We start from the raw sequence: 20,525 nt of genomic DNA on the forward strand, positions 1-20,525 counted from the left end.
CATATTTTTTGGGAGTCTAGTCCCAAACTGTCATTTTTTCTATGAACTCTGTCACAGTTTTGGGTTTATTTTTAGAACTTCCCGCAAAACACCCCTGCCAGCGAGGCTGTATCCATGGTCATCGCCAGATGCGCTACCCACGTTCACCAAGCATCACATAGTCCCGAGCCTTTTCGCCGGTATATACCTGCGTAGGCCGGAAGATGCGGTTGTCTGCGAGTTGTTCGCGCCAGTGGGCGAGCCAGCCGGCGCAACGTGAGATGGCGAAGATGGAGGTGAATTGATCGGCGGGGATGCCCATTTCCGCATAGAGAACACCTGAATAAAAATCCACGTTGGGGTACACGCCCTTGTGTGCCAGCCGCTCGCGGCAGATCTCTTCCACCGCCAGGGCGGTCTCGAAGAGCGGGCTGACCCGGCCACCTTTGTAGGCCGCCAGTTTTTCCACCAGCTTTTCCAGGATGACGGCGCGCGGGTCTTTGACCTTGTATTCGCGGTGGCCCATGCCCCAGATCTTGGCCTTGGCGGCGAGCTGTTTTTCCACCCACGGCCGGGCGTTGTCCGGACTGCCGATGTCTTCAAGCATCTCCACCACCCGTTGATTCGCACCGCCATGCAAAGGCCCGGAGAGGGTGCCGATGGCGGCGGCGATGACACCATTGGGGGCGGCCAGCGTGGAGCCGGCCACCAGCGCGGCGAAGGTGGAGGCGTTGATGGTGTGCTCGGCATGGAGTACCAGGCAAGTGTCCATGATATCAGCGTAGAATGGCTCGGGCTCCTTGCCACTCAGCATATAAAGGAAATTTTCCGCATAGGTGAGATCGGTGCGTGGCGGCACTGGGTCGTAGCCATTGCGAATGTGTTCCCACATCGCCACCAGGGTCGCCATGCGCGCGAGGATCTTGACCGTCATGCTGTGCACATAATCCAGGTCTTCGCGGATGTCGCGCCCTGTTAGGCCTTCGGGGCCGGGATAAAACATTCCCAGGCTGGCCACGGCGGTCTGGAGCATTTCCATCGGGTGGCCAGTCGGCGGCAGGCTTTTCATCATCTCGCGGATGTTGTATTTAACGCGCCGGTTGCCGCGCAGCTGTTCGTCGAATTCGGCCAGTTCCCGGGCAGTGGGCAGGCGTCCGTCGAGCAGCAATAACGAGGCTTCCTCGAAGGTGCTGTGTTCGGCGAGTGATTCGATGGGGTAGCCACGGTACGCGAGTACGCCGCGCTCACCATCAATATGAGAGATATTTGATTGGGTGGCGGGGACGCCCTCCAGGCCAGGCAGATACTCGCTCATCACGCACCTTTTTCAGAACAAAATGACTAGGAAATCAAGGATAACAGAAAAATAGGAGGGGGAAACCCCTCCTATTTGGGCAGGAAGTGAGGATAAGGCGGATTAGTTCAAGAAATCACACAGAAAACGACGATCCGCATCCACATGTAGTGGTGGCGTTGGGATTGCGGATGACAAAATGCGCGCCTTCCAATCCTTCGGTATAGTCGATCTCGGCACCTACGAGGTATTGATAGCTCATAGGGTCAACCAGCAAGGTGACGCCACCTTTCTCAACAAGGGTGTCGCTCTCGTCAACGCTTTCTTCAAAAGTAAAGCCATACTGGAAGCCCGAGCAGCCGCCGCCCGAGACAAAGACGCGGAGCTTCAGGTTGTCGTTGCCTTCCTCGACGATCAATTCCCTGACCTTGTTGACCGCGTTATCGGTGAAATTCAGCAGGGCGGGTGTTTCAATGGCAACTGCGTTCATGATGATCTCCAGTAAAACATAGGATTACTTGCGGTTTTTGACAATCAACCGGCAGGAATGGTTCGATTCTGCTGCTTGGCTTGCTGCATGTCAAAAATCGGTCTAAGGAGGCGGATTTACCCGCGCCGTTTCGCCGCCGTGGCCGGCCTTCCCAGCGCACCGCGTTTGGCTGCGGGATCTGCACGCATAGGGCGTTTGGCCATGGGATTGTCAGTTTTGATTTTTCCCGTCCGCCGTACACCTTCCGGTGCGGTCCCCGTCCCCGCAGGCTGCCAGGCGGGGATGAGGTGGTGCTTGCCGTTGCCGATCAGGTCGGCGCGCCCCATGCTTTTTAACGCCTCACGCAACAACGGCCAATTTTCGGCGTCGTGGTAGCGCAAGAAGGCCTTGTGCAGGCGGCGCTGACGGCCGCCACGCGGTATGACCACGTCTTCACTGGCATGCGTTACTTTGCGTAGCGGGTTTTTGCCGGAGTGATACATGGCGGTGGCGGTGGCCATGGGCGATGGCAGAAAGTTTTGCACCTGGTCGAGACGAAAGTTGTTCTGTTTGAGCCACAGCGCCAGTTGCAGCATGTCCTCGTCCGTTGCGCCGGGATGGGCGGCGATGAAGTAGGGGATGAGATACTGCTCCTTGCCGGCTTCTTTGGAGTATTTCTCGAACAGTTCCTTGAAGCGGTAATACGAGCCCATGCCCGGTTTCATCATCTTGCTCAGCGGGCCTTCCTCGCTGTGCTCGGGGGCGATCTTGAGGTAGCCGCCCACATGATGGGTTACCAGCTCCTTAACGTATTCCGGTGATTCAACTGCCAGATCGTAGCGCAGCCCCGACGCCACCAGTACCTTTTTGATCCCAGGCAGGGCGCGCGCCTTGCGGTAAAGCTGGATCAGCGAGCTATGGTCGGTGTTGAGGTTGGAACAAATGTCGGGGTAGACGCATGAAGGTTTGCGGCAGGCGGCTTCAATTTCGGGGCTTTTGCAGCCGATGCGGTACATGTTGGCGGTGGGGCCGCCGACATCGGAAATCACGCCGGTGAAGCCCGGTGTGTTGTCGCGGATGCTCTCTATCTCGCGCAATACGGAACCTTCGGAACGGCTCTGAATGATGCGCCCCTCGTGCTCGGTGATCGAGCAGAAGGTACAACCGCCGAAGCAGCCGCGCATGATATTCACCGAGAAGCGGATCATTTCGTAGGCCGGAATGCGCGCGTCGCCATAGGTGGGATGCGGCAGGCGGCTGTAGTTCAGGTCAAACACACCGTCGAGCTCTGGCGTAGTGAGCGGGATCGGCGGCGGATTCAGCCACACGTCGCGGTCGCCGTGGCGCTGCACTAGAGCGCGGGCGTTGCCGGGGTTCGATTCGATGTGCAGGATGCGCGAGGCATGAGCATAGAGCACCGGGTCACGGCTGACCTTCTCATAAGAAGGCAGACGGATCATGCTCCGGTTGGGGTCGGTTTTGACCACGCGGCGCTGAAAACGCACCACGTGTGTCCCTTCCGGCGGTGTGTTGCTCTGCGTGGCTTGGGCAGGCTCCATCTCGTAAGGGTCGCGGTGCGGCTCGACGCGCCCTGGGGTGTCCACCTCAGTCGAGTCTATTTCCGTCCAGCCTTCAGGCAGATGCTTGCGCATGAAGGCCGTGCCACGCACGTCGGTAATGTTGGCGATGGGTTCTCCCGCCGCCAGGCGGTGGGCGATCTCGGCGATCTGGCGCTCACCATTGCCGAACACCAGCAGGTCGGCGCGCGCATCGGGCAAAATGGAGCGGCGCACCTTGTCGGACCAATAATCATAATGCGCGATGCGCCGCAGGCTGGCCTCGATGCCACCGATGACGATAGGCGCGTCCTCAAATGCCTCGCGCAGGCGCTGACAGTAAACGACCACGGAGCGATCCGGGCGCTTGCCTGCCACGCCGTGCGGGGTATAGGCGTCGTCGGAACGGATGCGCTTTTCCGAGGTGTAGCGATTGATCATCGAGTCCATATTGCCGCCGGTCACGCCAAAGAACAGGTTCGGCCTACCCAGGGCAGTGAACGCTTCGGCGGAGGTCCAGTCTGGCTGCGCGATGATGCCGACCCGGAAACCCTGCGCCTCCAGCAACCGCCCGACCACCGCCATGCCGAAACTGGGATGATCCACATAGGCGTCGCCGGTGACGATGATGATGTCGCACGAATCCCAGCCCAACTCCTCCATCTCGGCGCGTGACATGGGCAACACGGGCGCCACGCCGAAGCGTTTGGCCCAGAATTTACGGTAGGAAAAGATATTGGGAGCGGTATGCATAATTGTTGACATTATAACTCAGAAATTATTCACGGTCTCGCTGAAGTGCGCATCGCGGCGTTAAAAGTGGCCTCAAAATGCTCACATACTCCGTGTATGCTGCGCTTTTTCGGCCATTTTTGCCTAGCGCTGCATCCCTTGATCGAGACCGTGAACAGCTTCTCCGTCTTTAATCGCTTGCGCTGAAACCCTCCAGCATCGCCATCTCTGCCTCGCTGAACCCTGCCGCCAGCCGGGCGTTACGATGAAATGGCGGGCGAAACTGGGGGGCGTTGTGTTCGCGCAACAACTGGCGGAACGTGGCGATGGGGTTGACCCCGCGCTGGGCGCAGAACCAGGCGTACCAGTGATTACCGGTGCGGACATGGCCGATCTCATCGCGCAGGATGATTTCGAGAATCTCCACCGCCCTTTTGTCGCCGCACGAGGCCAGCTTGTGCATGATGGCGGGGGTAACATCCAGGCCGCGCGCCTCCAGCACGCGCGGCACCAATGCCATGCGCACCAGCGGGTCATGGGCGGTCTTCATGGCCATGTCCCACAGGCCATTGTGCGCGGTGAAATCCCCATAATCGAATCCGAATGTGCGCAAATGATCGCGCAGCAGGGTGAAATGGTAGGCCTCTTCCGCGGCAACCTGTACCCAGCCGTCATAATATTCTTCCGGCAGGCCCCGGAAGCGGTACACCGCATCCAGCGCCAGATTGATAGCGTTGAACTCAATGTGGGCAAGGGAGTGGATCAATGCCGCTCGGCCTTCCAGTGTGGAGACCTTGCGCTGCTCTACCTCCCGCGCGGACACCAGCACGGGCTTATCCGGGCGACCGGGCTCGTTGATGGGTTCGGGCGGCGTGTGGCTGCCCTCAAACGCCAGGTGGCCTTGCCTCCAATCCGCCTCCAGCGCAGCAACCAGCGCGAGCTTGGCGTCAACATCGCCGGCCTTAAGGCAAACTAATGCACGGCGGAATAGATCTTCTGGCATGGCGTGCTCAACATTCGGCGGGCTTCTTTGATTTTACCTCCAAAAGCAAGGATAATAGGAAAAAATTCTCTCACTCTCTGTAGTCTAAGATTAAGGAAACCACCATGCAAAACGGCACTACCCTTAACCAGTTTCTTATCGAAGAACAGCGCCGCCTGGGTGGCACGGACAGCGATCTTACCGCACTGGTCAACGACATTGCCGTTGCGTGCAAGCGCTTGTCCTATGTGATCAGCCAGGGCGCATTGGTTGGCGTGTTGGGCAGCGCGGGCAGCGAAAACGTGCAGGGCGAGACACAGAAAAAACTGGACGTGCTCTCCAATGACATCGTGATCGAGGCCGCTCAGCGTAGCGGCTATCTTGCAGGCATGGCCTCGGAAGAAATGGATGACCTTTACCCCATCCCCGCCGAGTACCCGAAAGGCAAATACCTGCTGATGTTCGATCCCTTGGATGGCTCCTCCAATATCGACGTCAATATCTCCGTCGGCACCATCTTCTCCGTTCTGCGCTGCCCAGAAGGCGTAACCGACCCCGCCGTCGCTGATTTCATGCAGCCCGGCACCCAGCAGGTTTGCGCCGGCTATGCGCTCTATGGCCCCTCCACCCTGCTGGTGTTGACCACCGGCAACGGCGTCAACTGCTTTACGCTGGATCACAACGTCGGCGAGTTTGTGCTGACCCAGCCGAACATGCGCATCCCCGAGGATACCCGTGAATTCGCCATCAACGCCTCGAATGCACGCTTCTGGGAAAAACCTGTAAAGCGTTATGTCGACGAATGCCTGGCGGGCAAAGAAGGGCCGCGCAAGGAAAACTTCAACATGCGCTGGGTCGCTTCCATGGTTGCTGAAGTTCACCGCATCCTCACCCGTGGCGGTATCTTCATGTACCCACGCGACACCAAGGACCCCACCAAGGCCGGCAAGCTGCGCCTGATGTACGAGGCCAACCCCATGTCCTTCATCGTCGAGCAGGCAGGCGGAGCGAGCTCCACGGGCCGTGAACGTATCCAGGAGGTGCTGCCTACCGGACTGCACCAGCGCGTTGCCGTAATTCTTGGCTCCAAGAACGAAGTCGAGCGCGTTGTGGCGTATCACAAAGAGGGTTAATGTGACTTCATTGGAGGGGGCGGGGTGCATTCGCCCCCTTCCCTGTTTTTTCTTTGATTTTTCTGTGGCCTTAAATTCACCCTGTTTGGGAATTTAAGAGGAAATCGCCTTGACAGGCACCTTCCATAGACGGTAAAGTGCGCGTCTAATTTTTGAGGGGCCATAGCTCAGCTGGGAGAGCGCTTGCATGGCATGCAAGAGGTCGGCGGTTCGATCCCGCCTGGCTCCACCAAGTTTCAAAGGTTGGTCTAACCGCCTTTTTGTTGTAGCCGTATACGTCCCCATCGTCTAGCCGGCCTAGGACATCGCCCTTTCACGGCGGTAACAGGGGTTCGAATCCCCTTGGGGACGCCATTTCAGTGCGTCACGCCTAACAAATGTTCCCGGTTTTCAGGGAACATCCCCAATGTCTTCGTTATTCTCGTCAGTCACGCACTACGTTTTCAATAGCTGTTTTCAGGGTGCTTGACATTCGGGAGCATGTTTTTCCGAATCCTCTGAGCCGTATCCAAATGTCACCTTATCGCCAGGCAGCATCCGAAAAATAGGCAGCTACGCCTTCCTCCTATCCCTCCGACGATTGGGCCTACAGACTTTACAACTCCACCTGCGCTCCTAATTCGATCACGCGGTTAGTTGGGATTTTGAAAAAGGTCATCGCGCTGGAGGCGTTGCGCGCCATGCCAATGAATAGCTTCTCCCGCCATAGCGCCATTCCTGGTATGCGTGTAGCGATGAGGGTTTCACGGCTCAGGAAGAAAGAGGTTTCGAGCATGTTGAATTGCGGTCCCAACGGTTCGCATCGGGCAAGGGCTTTGGGTACGTCCGGGTCATCCTTGAAACCGAAATGCAGGATGATGCGGAAGAAGCCGTTGCCCAACGGCTCTACCTCAAAACGGTCTTGGGCAAACACGTAGGGGATGTCTTCGGTGACGATGGTGAGGAATACCACTTTTTCGTGCAGCACCTTGTTGTGGGCAAGATTATGCAGCAGGGCGTGAGGCACGCCCTCGCAGCTCGCGGTAAGAAAGACCGCAGTACCGGGCACGCGCATCGGTGGGTGAGCAGCAATCGTCGTCAGAAAGGGGGCCAGCGCCATCGCTTCGGCGCTCAGGCGGGCAATAAGAATTTCGCGTCCCTTTTTCCATGTCGCCAGGATTGTGAAGACGATGGCGGCGATGACCAGAGGAAACCAGCCGCCGTGAGCGATTTTCAGGGCATTTGCGCCGAAGAATGCAAGGTCGACCACAAGAAAAAACGACATGACCGCCGCAGCGGCAATCCAGTTCCAGCCCCACAACGTGCTCACCACAACGAAGGCGAGGATAGTGTCGATCGCCATGGTTCCGGTTACAGCGATACCGTAAGCGGCGGCCAGGTTGCTCGAAGACTCAAAACCGATCACTAATGCCACGATGCCGATGAGCAAGCTCCAGTTGATGAAGGGCAGATAAATCTGCCCCGCTGCCTTGTCGGAGGTGTGCAGCATCTCCATGCGCGGCGCGTAACCGAGTTGGATGGCTTGACGCGTCACCGAGAAGGCACCGGAGATCACCGCCTGGGAGGCGATAACCGTAGCCGCCGTCGCCAACGCGATCAGGGGATACAGGGCCCAGGAGGGGGCCATCATGAAAAAGGGATTGCGCGCGGTGGATGGGTCGTGGATAAGCAGCGCACCCTGGCCGAAATAGTTGAGCAGCAGGGCGGGCAGAACCAGGAAGAACCATGCGACCTGGATGGGCTTTTTGCCAAAATGCCCCATGTCGGCGTACAGCGCCTCGGCGCCGGTCACCGCTAGCACCACCGTGCCCAGCGCGAGGAATCCCTGCCACTTGTTATGAAGAAAGAACTCGACGGCGTAGGCGGGGTTAACAGCCGCCAATATCTGGGGGAAATTAACAATATTGACAACACCGAGCACGGCGAGGGTTGCGAACCAGAGACCCATGACCGGCCCGAATAGCGCCCCGACCCCTGCGGTACCTCTGCGCTGAAACAGGAACAATATCACCAGGACTACCAGCGCCACGGGAATTACTTAGGGCTCCAGCGCGGGGGCGGCGATTTGCAGGCCTTCCACGGCGCTGAGCACCGAAATCGCGGGAGTGATCATGCCATCGCCATAGAATAAGGCCGCGCCAAACAGGCCCAGCGACGCCAGCAGCCAGCGCGCGCGGAAACTGGTTGAGGTGGCCCGCTGCGTCAGGGCAATGAGCGCCATGATTCCACCCTCGCCCTTGTTGTCGGCCCGCATGATGAACGCCACATACTTGAGAGAGACAACAATCACCAGCGCCCAAAAGATCAGGGAAAGTATGCCGAACACATTGTCCAACTCAGGAGCGACCGCATGGATGCCGCCGAAGGTCTCCTTCATGGCGTAAAGTGGACTCGTCCCGATATCGCCATAGACGACACCCATCGCACCCACCATGAGAGGGAGCGTGTCGCGCTGGCGGGAGGCGTGAGGGTTATTGACTGGCATCATAAATCCATGGGGCAACGGTAGGTGGGCTGGGCACTCGTATAGAGTAACCCTGCATTGTATCGCTTTGGCTGGAGCGTAGCGCAAGCACTTTTGACCGGAGGGGCTTTCGAGAAGCCTGCTTTTCTTGCCGGTGAAAACATATGCGGTCGTTGTTATGGTTGTAACCGGATGGTTGTTTAAAGGGAATGCGTGGATCTGCGATGGGCACGTCCCTTTTGCCTTACAATAACGCCATGACAAACTCACCTGCCCTGAAGGGCATAAACACCCTGACCATACTCGCTCCTGGCCTGTTCGGCCCGCCGGGCTTGCGTGCTGCGGATTTCGCCAATCTCAACTGCGTTGCAGTGGAGACCTTGCTTGCCCGCGCCGTCGCGGAAGATATCCCCGCCAAAGGCCTGGAGGCAACGCTGTTTCACCTGTTCGACGTGGAGCGCGATCCGGCGCAGGATCTGCCGGTGGCGGCGGTGACGCGGGCGGCGGATGTCGGGGAGCGATCCGATGCCTTCTGGCTACGTGCCGATCCGGTGCATCTGCGCGCCGATCAAGCCCATTTGATACTGTTCGACAGTCAAACATTGAAGATTACCCAAGCCGAGGCAGACAGCCTGGTAACGGAGTTTAACGCGCTGTTTTCGCCGGATGGCTGGCATCTCGAAGCGCCACACCCTGAACGTTGGTATCTGCGCCTGCCTGAAGATCCACACATCCGCACCTATGATCTGCGCGAGGCTTTAGGCCGCAGTATTGATGGCTTTCTGCCCTCTGGCGCACGGGGCAGGCGCTGGCATACCGTGCTCAACGAGGTGCAAATGCTGTTTCATGCCAGCCCGGTGAATCAGGCCCGCATAGCGCGCGGCGGCGCCCCCATCAACAGCGTGTGGTTCTGGGGCGGTGGGCAAGCGCCCCGCAATATACCGGCACGGTGGAGCCATGTGTGGAGCGACGAGCCGGTAGCAACGGGATTGTCGCATCTCGCGGGCACCTCTCATTCCGCCATCCCTGCTTCCGCAAATCAGTGGCTGGAGCACAACCCTGCACCCGGTGCACACCTGATGGTGCTGGATGCGGCATACGGCGCGGCCCTTTACGGCGATGTCAGCGCGTGGGGCGAGGCGATGGAGCGGCTCGTTGACAACTGGTTTTCACCCTTGCTGGATGCCTTGAAACGGCGTGATATATGTGCGCTGGATATTCTCCCTGCCGATGGCCGAAAGTATCGTATCACCCCGTCATCATTGCGCCGCTTCTGGAAGCGGCGACGTTCCCTGGAAATCTATCTGTGAAAAAAGTTGGTGAGAATTACCCCGAAGGGCAACATCAAGAAAAGATCATCGTCAGGCGTGCTGCCGCTGACGGCGCCGCATTGCCTGCGGAAATACACCCGGCACTCAGGCGCATTTATGCCGCACGCCACGTGTCTTGCGCACAAGAGCTGGAAAAATCGCTGGAACATCTACCACCCGCCGCACGGCTACGCGGTATCGAACCTGCCGTCGATTTATTGTGCGCGGCGCTGCGTGACAACAAGCGTATCCTGATCGTGGCGGATTTCGACGCCGATGGCGCGACCAGTTGCGCGGTGGCGGTACGTGCCCTGCGCCTGCTGGGGGCAAACGATGTGCGCTTTGTGGTGCCCAACCGCTTCGAGTTTGGTTATGGCCTCACGCCGGAGATCGTCGCGGTGGCGGCACAGCAGGAGCCTGATCTGCTCATCACGGTGGACAACGGCATATCCAGTGTCGACGGCGTGGCCGCGGCGCGCCGGCATGGCATGCAGGTGCTGATCACGGACCATCACTTGCCTGGGCCGGTGCTGCCCGAGGCGGATGCCATCGTCAACCCCAACCAGCCGGGAGACAGCTTCCCCAGTAAAAATCTGGCGGGTGTGGGCGTGATTTTCTATGTGATGCTGGCGTTGCGTGCGCGGTTGCGCGAGTCGGGCTGGTTCGAAAGTCGCGGCATCCCCGCGCCGAACCTCGCGCAACTGCTCGACCTGGTGGCGCTGGGCACAGTTGCCGATGTCGTACCGCTCGATCATGTCAATCGCATCCTAGTTTCACAGGGGCTGGCACGCATCCGTGCAGGCGCGTGCTGCCCCGGCATCCGTGCATTGCTGGAGGTGGCGGGCAGGCCGCGCGACCGCATCAGCGCGGGCGACCTGGGCTTTGCCGTCGGCCCAAGGCTCAACGCCGCAGGCCGACTGGATGACATGGCGTTGGGTATCTCATGCCTGCTGACGGAGAGTGACCTTGAGGCGCAGGCCATGGCCAGGCAACTTGACCAGCTCAACCGCGAGCGCCGCAGCATCGAAACACAGATGCAGGACCAGGCACTTACGGCCCTTGCCGATTTGCCTATGGACGACGGCGCAACGCTTCCTGCCGGTTTGTGCCTGTTTGACGAATCTTGGCACCAAGGCGTGATCGGCATCCTCGCCTCACGCATCAAGGACCGCTGGCACCGCCCCGTGATCGCCTTCACCCTCGCCTCCATTAATAAAACTGGCGAGATCAAAGGGTCGGCACGCTCGGTCCCCGGCATCCACATCCGCGACGTGCTCGACACCGTTGCCGCCACCCACCCCGGCCTGCTCAGCAAATTCGGCGGCCACGCCATGGCGGCTGGCCTGACCCTCAAACGCGAACATTATGACGCCTTCAGCAAGGCCTTTGACAAAGAAGTGCGCCGCCAGTTGGGTGATAATGCACTGCAAGGCATCGTCCTCAGCGACGGCGAGCTGTCCGCTGGCGATATCAGCCTGGATCTGGCCGAGACCCTGCGCAATGGCGGCCCGTGGGGCCAGGGCTTTCCCGAGCCTATCTTCGATGGCCAGTTCCAGGTCGTGAATCAGCGCATCGTCGGCGAAAAACACCTTAAAATGGTGCTCAAAATAGCGGGCGATGCGCGGATATTCGATGCAATCGCCTTTAACGCAAGCGACGCGGCAGCGTTTCTGGAGGGATCACAGCAATCGCACATTGCGTATAAGCTGGATGTCAATGAGTACCAGGGGCGGCGCAGCGTGCAGTTGATTGTGGAGCACATTGTGGGGCCGGAGTAGGGGTGTTAGACGGCTCCTACAGCCCGCCTCTTCCAATATCTGGGCATCACTCTTGCCGGCATAAAAAACGTGCCTGCCCTACTTGGCTGTCCTATACTAATCAACAGCGGCGGTATATAAAATAAAGCAGGGGCAAAGCTCCTCCACCATACCGGCTCAGAATCCACATATATCCTAGAGAGAGAAACCATGAAAGCGGCTAACATTCTGGAAACTATCGGTCAAACCCCGCATGTGCGCATCAATCGGCTGTTTGATGGCCGCGCAGAGGTTTGGATGAAGCTGGAGCGCGCGAACCCCGGCGGTAGTATCAAGGATCGCATTGCCCTTGCCATGATAGACGCGGCCGAGCGCAAAGGACTGCTCAATAAGGATACTGTGATCATTGAGCCGACCTCCGGCAACACCGGCATCGGCTTGGCCATGGTGGCGGCGGCGCGTGGATACCGGCTGATTCTGACGATGCCCGAATCCATGTCCATCGAGCGGCGCCGCTACATGTCTGCCCTCGGTGCGCAGTTGGTGCTCACGCCAAAAGAAAAGGGAATGCCCGGCGCTATCGAACGCGCAAATGAACTCATGGCCGAAACGAAGAACGCCTGGATGCCGCAACAGTTCGAAAATGAAGCCAACCCCGAGATACATCGCCAAACCACAGCGCGCGAGATCATGGCCGATTTTCCTGAAGGTGTTGATTACCTTATTACGGGTGTTGGCACGGGTGGCCATATCACTGGCTGCGCCGAGATATTGAAACAGGCAAACCCCAACCTCAAGGTGTTCGCCGTGGAGCCAACCGGATCTCCGGTGCTCAGCGGCGGTGCGCGTGGCCCGCATCCTATCCAGGGGATCGGCGCGGGCTTTGTGCCGACAATTCTCAACACGGCGATTCTGGACGGCATTATCCAGGTGGATCATGTGGACGCATTTCGTTTCGCTAACCGTTGCGCCAAGGAAGAGGGCATTTTCATCGGCATCTCCTCCGGCGCCTCCCTTGCCGCAGTTGCCCAAAAACTGCCGGACATGCCCGATGGCAGTCGCGCATTAACCTTCTGCTACGATAGCGGCGAACGCTACCTGTCGGTTGATGGACTGTTTGACGCGTAGATAGTCAACATGAAGCAGGGTGCGCCATGCGCACCCTGCTAGAGATCCGCGCGGGCCTACAACTATTTCCCCCAACTCTTGAAGCGTTTCTTGCAGTATTTAAGCAACGCTTCATAGCCATCAAAAAACAGCTCGAAGCCATCCTCTGCGGGGGCGTCGTATTCGCAATAGTTATTGGAGTGATTGCGGCACACCTCGGGCCGTATTTCATAGATGCCACAACGCCCGCCGGGCTGGAGATGCAGGCAGGTATTGTTTACCAGCAGGTACCAGCCGTCCTTGTCCTTATATACATTGACGTTTTGATGCGACACCTGCCACAGAATGTGGTCAAAGTCGTGCTTGGAGCGCGGGGTGGTGATGTGCTGGGTGATGTAGGTGCAGCACTTTGAGTTGGTGCAATAGCCGCACTTGAGCTCGGACGGAATTGCGGGGTAAATGGGGATGACAGCGGCCATAATATTTTCCATGGAAAGGGGCGAACACCTGGTTCGCCCCGCATCGATAATCAGACTTTACGATAAACCTCCGCCCCTTGCGCCTTGAACTCCTGCGACTTTTCCGCCATGCCGGCCTGTACGGCGGATTGTTCATCCATGCCGTGCTTCGCGGCATAGTCGCGCACATCCTGGGTAATCTTCATCGAGCAGAACTGCGGGCCGCACATGGAGCAGAAGTGGGCAATCTTGGCGGAGTCCTTGGGCAAGGTCTTGTCATGGTACTCGCGCGCGCGCTCCGGGTCGAGGCCAAGGTTAAACTGGTCTTCCCAGCGGAACTCGAAGCGCGCCTTGGACAGCGCGTTGTCGCGCACCTGTGAACCAGGGTGGCCCTTGGCGAGGTCGGCGGCGTGGGCGGCAATCTTGTAGGTGATGATGCCGGTACGCACGTCCTCTTTATCAGGCAGGCCCAGATGCTCCTTGGGCGTCACGTAGCACAGCATGGCACAGCCGTACCAGCCGATCATGGCGGCGCCGATGCCAGAGGTGATGTGGTCGTAACCGGGGGCGATGTCGGTGGTCAGTGGCCCGAGGGTGTAAAACGGTGCCTCGCCGCACTCTTTGAGCTGTTTTTCCATGTTGACCTTGATCAGGTGCATGGGCACATGGCCTGGGCCTTCGATCATGGTCTGCACGTCGTGCTTCCAGGCGATTTGCGTCAGCTCGCCCAGCGCTTCCAGCTCACCGAATTGCGCGGCATCATTGGCATCTGCAATGGAACCGGGGCGCAGGCCATCGCCCAGAGAGAAGGACACATCATAGGCCTTCATGATTTCGCAGATGTCCTCGAAATGGGTATAGAGAAAATTCTCTTTGTGGTGCGCCAGGCACCACTTGGCCATGATCGAGCCGCCGCGCGAGACGATGCCGGTGACGCGCTTGGCAGTGAGCGGCACATGGCGCAGCAGCACGCCGGCGTGGATGGTGAAATAGTCCACGCCCTGTTCGGCCTGCTCGATCAGCGTGTCGCGGAAGATCTCCCAGGTCAGGTCTTCGGCGCGGCCATCCACCTTTTCCAGTGCCTGGTAAATGGGTACGGTACCGATGGGTACGGGCGAGTTGCGGATGATCCACTCGCGCGTCTCATGGATGTTCTTGCCGGTAGATAGATCCATTACCGTATCGCCGCCCCAGCGGGTGGACCACACCATTTTTTCGACTTCTTCTTCGATGGAGGAACTCACTGCAGAGTTGCCGATGTTGGCGTTGATTTTTACCAGGAAGTTGCGGCCGATGATCATCGGCTCCAGTTCGGGGTGGTTGATATTGGCAGGGATGATGGCACGTCCGCGCGCCACTTCGTCGCGTACGAACTCGGGGGTAATGACCTGCGGAATGTCTGCGCCGAACGATTCGCCAGGGTGTTGCACCAACCCTTGAGCGCGCGCCAACTCCAGCTTCTGATTTTCGCGGATGGCGATATATTCCATCTCGGGCGTGATGATGCCGCGCCGGGCGTAGTGCATCTGGCTAACATTGGCGCCCGCTTTGGCACGGCGCGGCGTGCGGATATGTTCGAAGCGCAGATGGGAAAGCTTGGGATCCTGCGCACGGCGCTGGCCATAGGTGGAGGTGAGGCCAGGCAGCGCCTCGGTATCGCCGCGCTCTTCAATCCATCCGGCACGTAATGCAGGCAGCCCTACGCGCAAATCAATGTTCATCTTGGGATCGGTATAGGGTCCCGAGGTGTCATACACATGCACGGGCGCATTCTGTTCCGCGCCAAAGCTGGCGGGCGTGTCCGACAGGGAAATCTTGCGCATCGGCACACGGATATCGGGGCGGCTGCCCGTGATATAGACCTTTTCCGAATTCGGAAAAGGTCGCACAGCATCTTCGCTAACGCGGGCGGTTTGACTTAAAAAATCTTTTGGTATGGCGCTCATCATCTGTTCCTCTACAAAAAAGGATCCGGCGAAAACATAAAAGTATTCGGAAACAAGCGCAGGAAAGGAAACGTGAAAGGCCGTGAACAGACGCCACAGGCGAGAATTCATTGTGATACTGCTTTCCCTACGCCAGAATTAACCGGATCAGGTTCAAAGGGTATATCTCAGCCTCGCCTGATACGAGGCACCCCCAGCAGGCACGCAGGGGTACTATAACCCCTGCTAGCCGAATTTAGCCCAAAATTATATTATGTGGCTACAATTTGCAAGCCGAATGCGCCTTGTGTCCGGCATTCAAACCGCTTAACCTAGTTGTTTAGCCTCTAAGTCAGAATAATGGTGGATAAGGATGGACGTAGAACAAGCCCGCTTTAACATGGTCGAACAACAGATCCGTACATGGGAGGTGCTGGACACTGGCATTCTTGACCTGATCACGAGCACCCGGCGTGAAGAGTTTGTCCCCGCGCACTACCGCGACCTGGCATTTGCCGACATCATGATCCCCCTTGGCCACAGCCAGGTGATGATGGAACCCAAGGTTGAGGCGCGGCTGTTACAGGCGCTGGCCATCGAACCCACTGACATTATACTGGAGATCGGGACAGGCAGCGGTTATTTCACGGCGTTGCTGGCCAAGCAGGGCAAGCACGTGTTCAGCGTGGACATCATCGCTGATTTCACACAGAGTGCGCAACGCGCGCTCACCGAACACGGCATCCATAACGTGACGTTGGAAACCGGCGACGCTGTCAGGGGGTGGGATAAACACGGCCCTTATGATGTCATAGCTATTACCGGCTCGCTTCCGGTGCTGCCGGAATCTTTTCTGAGTGCGCTGAAGCCCGGCGGACGCATGGTGGCAATCGTTGGCGAACCGCCCGTGATGGAGGCAATTCTCGTCACTCACGGCGGGGCGCGGGAGAGCCTATTTGAAAGCAGCATCCCGGTACTGCTGCATGCCGAACAACCGCCCCAATTTGTATTCTAAGCAGTAGTTAGAATATAATTAATCACTAATATATAGTGGAGCATGGCCATGAATCACCTCACCGCCACCCAACTTAAAGAGTACCTTGAACACGCCAATCCGGCGCCTTTGCTGCTGGATGTACGTGAGCCGTGGGAATTTCAAACCTGCCATATCGAAGGCTCGCGGAATATCCCCATGGCACAGGTACCCGCCGTTTACCGTGATCTCGACGCACAGCAGGAAACCATCGTCATCTGCCATCACGGGATGCGCAGCCAGCGTGTGGCTGTCTACCTGGAGCAGGGGGGATTCACAAAAATCGTCAACCTGACCGGCGGCGTCGCCGCCTGGGCGCGTGAGGTTGATCCGAGCATGCCTACCTACTAAAGAGCAGCCCTCCCCATGACCAAAAAAAACTTGCCGCTCCTGATTGCAATGCTGCTGGCGGTTAGCTCCAGCGCACATGCGGAAAATCTGCTCGACGCCTATCGCCTCGCGGCTGACAGCGACCCGCAGGTCAAGGCCGCTGAAGCGGCATGGCAGGCAGTGGGGGAGACGCGCAATCAACGTCTGGCACTGTTCCGCCCGCAACTGAGTCTCAACTCCAATCTCACGCGCAACCGGCAAGAGTTTTTGAGCGGCGGTTTTTTTGGCCGTTCCGGCACGTTCTATTCCACGAACGAAGGTTTGACCCTCAACCTCAACCAGCCCATTTATCACCGCGATTATTATGTACAGTTGCGTCAGACGGACGCCCGCACCCGCCAGGCCGAGGCGGATTATAACGCGGCACAGCAGGCGCTGCTGTTGCGGGTCTCGGAGCGCTACTTCGAGGTGCTGGCGGCCTCCGACACAGTGGAGTTCGCGCGCGCCGAAAAAGAGGCGATAGGGCGCCAACTGGAGCAGATGCAACGACGTTTCGACGTGGGACTGGTAGCCATCACGGATGTGAACGAGGCCCAGGCCCGCTTTGACCTGGCTGTAAGCCAGGAGGTTGACGCGCAAAGCCGCCTGTCCAGCAACCGCGAGGCATTGCGTGAGGTCACTGGCACGCTCCCCGAATCCCTGCGCGGCCTGACTGAACAAATACCGCTGGCCTCCCCCGACCCGCAGAACGTTGAGACATGGGTAGATACGGCGCTCAAACAGAACTTTCAGCTAATATCAGCCCAGGCCGCCACCGATGTCGCCAGCCAAACTATTGACCTGCAGCGCTCCGGCCATTATCCGGTGGTAGACGCAGTGGTAAGCCACGGCTACTCAAAATTCTCCGGGGGGGCTTTCGGCGCCAGAGAAACGCTGGATAGCGCCATCGGCTTGCAACTGAGCGTGCCGCTTTACCAGGGCGGCGCGGTCAACTCGCGCATCCGCGAGGCGCAATACCGTCTCAATCAGGCCAAGGAAACCCAGGAACAGCAAACCCGCGCCGCTTCACGCCAGACCCGCGACAGCTACCTGAATGTCACCTCCAGTATCAGCCGCGTCGGCGCGCTGAAGCAGGCGGTGGTGTCCAACCAGAGCGCGCTGGACGCCACCGAGGCTGGGATGCAGGTTGGCACGCGCACTACTATTGATGTTTTGAATGCGCAACGCGATTTATTCCGCGCCAAACGCGATTTGTCGCGCGCACGCTATGACTATCTGATCAACACCCTGCGCCTGAAACAGGCCGCAGGGATGATCTCGCTGGCCGATCTTGAGCAGGTTAATGGCTGGCTGAAGTAAGTAACTGCCATTTTCAGGGTTACTTTACCCTCTCCAGAACAGCCGCATAAAACCCGTCTGTGCCGTGGCGGTGGGGATACAGGCGCAGCGCGCCGTCCATGCCGCTGCTGTTGTCGATATGGATCTGTCGACGCGCCAGAATGTCTTGGACGGGCAAAGCGTGGAAGTCGGGGTTTTGTGCGAGGAAGTCGCTCACGACATCTTCGTTTTCCTCTGTCAGCAGGCTGCACGTGGCATATACCAGGCGCCCGCCGGGCTTGAGCAGTTTCGCGGCGGCGGCTAGGATGCGCTGCTGGGTGGCGATGATCTCCGCCAGGTTGATCTCGCGCCATTTGATATCCGGGTTGCGCCGTAGCGTGCCGGTGCCGGAACAGGGGGCATCTACCAGCACCCGGTCGATCTTGCCATGCAGCCGCTGCACGCGCACATCTCGCTCGTGGGCGATGGTGATCATGCGCACGGTGTCGAGTCCGGCACGGATGAGACGGGGTTTCATGCCTTCCAGTCGCTTTGGCGACGTATCGAAGGCGTACAGCGTGCCGGTGTTGGCCATCAGCGCGGCCAGATGCAGGGTCTTCCCCCCCGCCCCGGCACAGAAATCCACCACCATCTCGCGCCGCCGGGGTTCGAGCAACAGACTCAGCAATTGACTGCCCTCATCCTGGATCTCAAACAGACCTTCCTTGAAGCTGGCACTGTTGAATAACGGTGTGCGCTCGTTTCGCCGCAGACCCGTCGGCGAATAGAGGGTTGGTTCGGCGGGAAAGCCTTCCTCGGCGAGACGCCGCGCCACGGTGTCGCGGTCGGCCTTGAGGGTGTTGACGCGCAGGTCGAGAGTGGCGGGTTGATTGAGGGCATCGGCCAAGGCAATGGTTTCGGACTCACCGAGATGCGCAAGCAGCCGTTCGAGCAACCAGTCGGGCAGATCAGTACGCACTTCCAGCGGGAGGGACGATTTATCCAAGGTGCGTACCCGAGTGGCCAGTGCGTCGGCCGCTCCCGGCGTCCGGCCTCCTGCGGCACTAGCACTTCCTTGTGCGTTGGCTGCTCCCGGTATCCGGCCTTCTGTGGCACTAGCACCCTCATCTGCGTCGGTGTCTACCGAAAACCCCGCTTCCGTGAGCGCCCGCGCGCTCCAGCCTTGCGTTGCCAGCAGGTAGGCCATTATTAGCGCCTCGCTTGAGGTGTCCTGCGCGAGATATTCCAGAAAACGCCGTCGCCGCAGGCAGCCATAGACGGTTTCGGCGACGAATCCCCGGTCGCGGACACCCATGTTTCTATGCTGACGGAAGTATGCCTCCATATGCTTGTCGGCGGGGCGTCCGCCTTGGGTAAGGACAATGTTCAGCAACTCGATGGCTTGCTGGATTTGCGTATGGCGGGGGGGCGTGGAAGTGGTGTTTTTGCGGTGTTTCATCGGTATGTGGGTGTCTTACAATAGTTTACGGTAGTGACGCAGGTTTTTTTGAAGAAGTTGGCGCTGTTTTTTCCAGGGGTCGTCCCACGGCAGGCCGGTTTTCATGAGGGCGCGGCATAGATCAAGCTCGCCTGCGATGTCATCCAGATGAACAAACTCAGGGGCCGGGCCGTCGGGCCGTTTGCAATCGGGACCGCCTTCGAAGCCCTGGTTGTGGTAATTGCCGAGCGGTACCGAGATGCCGACGGAGGGAAAGCCATAGGCGGTCGCGGCGGTCGCTTCGCAGGCGCCGCCATCCATAATGCGGCGCTGATGACCACCGGGCAGTACCCGTTCCGCCACGTCCGCGAGCACCTTGAGCGCGTCCGGGTTGAACACGGTGCGCCGGTCTCCCAGGCGCACCACGGGGCCCTTGCCTACAAGCGCACCGGGCAGTGTCCGGGAGGCCTCCAGGCTCACGCACACCACGGGCCGCCGCCCCTGACTCTGGGCGAGCCAGCCAAGCTCGAAATGGCCGATGGCACCGACGAAGCCCACCTCTTCAGCGCGGGTGAGCAGCCCCAGGAACGGCGGCGGTTGTGCAGCGCGACGCTTGCTGAACAAGGCGAGCGCGGTGGCAACAATGGCAAATACGCCCACCAGATCATCGGCGGCCTTGGTATAGAGTCTTTTGCCGCTGCGCCATACCGGGGCACGGAATCGAAAGCCGCCGTACAGTGTGTTGGCAGGTAAATCCAGTGGGGCATTTATGTGGACTTCGGCGGTGTCGATGGTGCGTTTTGAGGCGGTGAGCTTAACGCGGGCAAGCGTGCCCGATCCCGCCCAGCCCTGGCTATCAGCCAGCCACACCGATGCGCCTGCCAGATGCTTGACCGGCGCGCCGCCATGCCATTGCACCTTGAGACGGCGTGGGGTTAGCCACTCCACGCCGTGAAATCCCGGGTGATCCATATGCGCGATAAACACCCGCAACGGCTCCGTGCTTGGCCCCTCGCTCCGCTCTCCCCGCACCAGACGCAGGTATTCGGCGCGCGATGCCGCACCGACCACCAGATTACCCAGCGGATCGGCAAAAAAGGGCACCCCTGCCTGCTCCAGAACGCGGGTCACGGTAGCGATAACATGCTCCTCACGAAAGGGCGCAGTGGGCTGGGCGAGGATGTCCAGAAGCAAGTCGAGGTGTGTAGCTTTCATCATAAAAAACTCAGTTATCCACGAAA

15 protein-coding genes, 2 tRNA genes, 1 pseudogene and 1 riboswitch are annotated in these 20,525 nt (G+C 58.9%); of the genes and pseudogenes, 9 read left to right on the forward strand and 9 right to left on the reverse strand.

The genetic code is table 11. The features are described 5' to 3' along the window. Positions 1–133: 133 nt before the first annotated feature. The 4 genes from M3A44_00205 to M3A44_00220 all read right to left on the reverse strand — a co-directional run bounded on the left by M3A44_00205 (position 134) and on the right by M3A44_00220 (position 5,033). Positions 134–1,294, reverse strand: a complete 1,161-nt coding sequence (locus M3A44_00205) for a citrate synthase (protein ID MEQ6340096.1) — start codon at positions 1,292–1,294, stop codon at positions 134–136. 115 nt (positions 1,295–1,409) lie between these two features. Continuing rightward, complete coding sequence (gene erpA / locus M3A44_00210; protein MEQ6340097.1) at positions 1,410–1,763, reverse strand: iron-sulfur cluster insertion protein ErpA; 354 nt, start codon at positions 1,761–1,763, stop codon at positions 1,410–1,412. Positions 1,764–1,879: 116 nt separating this feature from the next. Then, positions 1,880–4,051: a YgiQ family radical SAM protein gene (locus M3A44_00215; protein MEQ6340098.1), complete on the reverse strand. Its 2,172-nt coding sequence runs from the start codon at positions 4,049–4,051 to the stop codon at positions 1,880–1,882. Positions 4,052–4,220: 169 nt separating this feature from the next. Beyond that, positions 4,221–5,033, reverse strand: a complete 813-nt coding sequence (locus tag M3A44_00220) for a ferritin-like domain-containing protein (GenBank protein ID MEQ6340099.1) — start codon at positions 5,031–5,033, stop codon at positions 4,221–4,223. Between the two features lie 104 nt (positions 5,034–5,137). On the opposite strand from M3A44_00220, the gene M3A44_00225 reads away from it, so the two are divergent. The 3 genes from M3A44_00225 to M3A44_00235 all read left to right on the forward strand — a co-directional run bounded on the left by M3A44_00225 (position 5,138) and on the right by M3A44_00235 (position 6,499). Beyond that, a complete protein-coding gene (locus tag M3A44_00225) occupies positions 5,138–6,145 on the forward strand; it encodes a class 1 fructose-bisphosphatase (GenBank protein ID MEQ6340100.1) in 1,008 nt (335 codons plus the stop codon). Between the two features lie 156 nt (positions 6,146–6,301). Then, a tRNA-Ala gene (locus tag M3A44_00230) sits at positions 6,302–6,377 on the forward strand. A 45-nt stretch (positions 6,378–6,422) separates the two neighbouring features. Further along, positions 6,423–6,499 (forward strand) — tRNA-Glu (locus M3A44_00235). 241 nt (positions 6,500–6,740) lie between these two features. Here M3A44_00235 and M3A44_00240 read toward each other — a convergent pair. Next, positions 6,741–8,633 (reverse strand): annotated as a pseudogene (locus M3A44_00240) (potassium transporter Kup). Positions 8,634–8,866: 233 nt separating this feature from the next. Between M3A44_00240 and M3A44_00245 the strand changes: the two are divergent. The 3 genes from M3A44_00245 to cysK all read left to right on the forward strand — a co-directional run bounded on the left by M3A44_00245 (position 8,867) and on the right by cysK (position 12,804). Then, entirely contained in the window at positions 8,867–9,919 is a 1,053-nt protein-coding gene (locus tag M3A44_00245; GenBank protein ID MEQ6340101.1) for a hypothetical protein, read from the forward strand. Between the two features lie 44 nt (positions 9,920–9,963). Then, on the forward strand, positions 9,964–11,697 hold the full coding sequence (gene recJ / locus M3A44_00250) for a single-stranded-DNA-specific exonuclease RecJ (protein MEQ6340102.1): 1,734 nt from the start codon (positions 9,964–9,966) through the stop codon (positions 11,695–11,697). A gap of 189 nt (positions 11,698–11,886) precedes the next feature. Further along, entirely contained in the window at positions 11,887–12,804 is a 918-nt protein-coding gene (gene cysK / locus M3A44_00255; protein ID MEQ6340103.1) for a cysteine synthase A, read from the forward strand. A 62-nt stretch (positions 12,805–12,866) separates the two neighbouring features. On the opposite strand, the gene M3A44_00260 is transcribed toward cysK, so the two are convergent. Both M3A44_00260 and thiC read right to left on the reverse strand, forming a co-directional pair. Beyond that, positions 12,867–13,262, reverse strand: a complete 396-nt coding sequence (locus M3A44_00260) for a YkgJ family cysteine cluster protein (GenBank protein ID MEQ6340104.1) — start codon at positions 13,260–13,262, stop codon at positions 12,867–12,869. 50 nt (positions 13,263–13,312) lie between these two features. Beyond that, positions 13,313–15,187, reverse strand: a complete 1,875-nt coding sequence (gene thiC / locus M3A44_00265) for a phosphomethylpyrimidine synthase ThiC (GenBank protein MEQ6340105.1) — start codon at positions 15,185–15,187, stop codon at positions 13,313–13,315. Between the two features lie 106 nt (positions 15,188–15,293). Next, a riboswitch (TPP riboswitch) is annotated at positions 15,294–15,392 on the reverse strand. A gap of 147 nt (positions 15,393–15,539) precedes the next feature. Here thiC and M3A44_00270 point away from each other — a divergent pair. Genes M3A44_00270 through M3A44_00280 form a run of 3 tightly spaced genes read left to right on the forward strand, consistent with a single transcriptional unit; the run spans position 15,540 to position 17,888 of the window. Further along, complete coding sequence (locus M3A44_00270) at positions 15,540–16,181, forward strand: protein-L-isoaspartate O-methyltransferase (protein MEQ6340106.1); 642 nt, start codon at positions 15,540–15,542, stop codon at positions 16,179–16,181. A 48-nt stretch (positions 16,182–16,229) separates the two neighbouring features. Further along, positions 16,230–16,550 carry a rhodanese-like domain-containing protein gene (locus M3A44_00275; protein ID MEQ6340107.1) on the forward strand — a complete coding sequence of 107 codons (321 nt, stop codon included), beginning with the start codon at positions 16,230–16,232 and terminating at the stop codon, positions 16,548–16,550. Between the two features lie 15 nt (positions 16,551–16,565). Beyond that, positions 16,566–17,888 carry a TolC family outer membrane protein gene (locus tag M3A44_00280; protein ID MEQ6340108.1) on the forward strand — a complete coding sequence of 441 codons (1,323 nt, stop codon included), beginning with the start codon at positions 16,566–16,568 and terminating at the stop codon, positions 17,886–17,888. A gap of 19 nt (positions 17,889–17,907) precedes the next feature. On the opposite strand, the gene M3A44_00285 is transcribed toward M3A44_00280, so the two are convergent. Beyond that, positions 17,908–19,305 carry an RsmB/NOP family class I SAM-dependent RNA methyltransferase gene (locus tag M3A44_00285; protein MEQ6340109.1) on the reverse strand — a complete coding sequence of 466 codons (1,398 nt, stop codon included), beginning with the start codon at positions 19,303–19,305 and terminating at the stop codon, positions 17,908–17,910. Positions 19,306–19,320: 15 nt separating this feature from the next. Next, the gene (locus M3A44_00290) at positions 19,321–20,502 is read right to left on the reverse strand and encodes a hypothetical protein (GenBank protein MEQ6340110.1); all 1,182 of its coding nucleotides are present in this window, start codon (positions 20,500–20,502) and stop codon (positions 19,321–19,323) included. Positions 20,503–20,525: the final 23 nt, after the last annotated feature.

The sequence above is a fragment of the Gammaproteobacteria bacterium genome, assembly GCA_040183005.1.
Taxonomy (GTDB): Bacteria; Pseudomonadota; Gammaproteobacteria.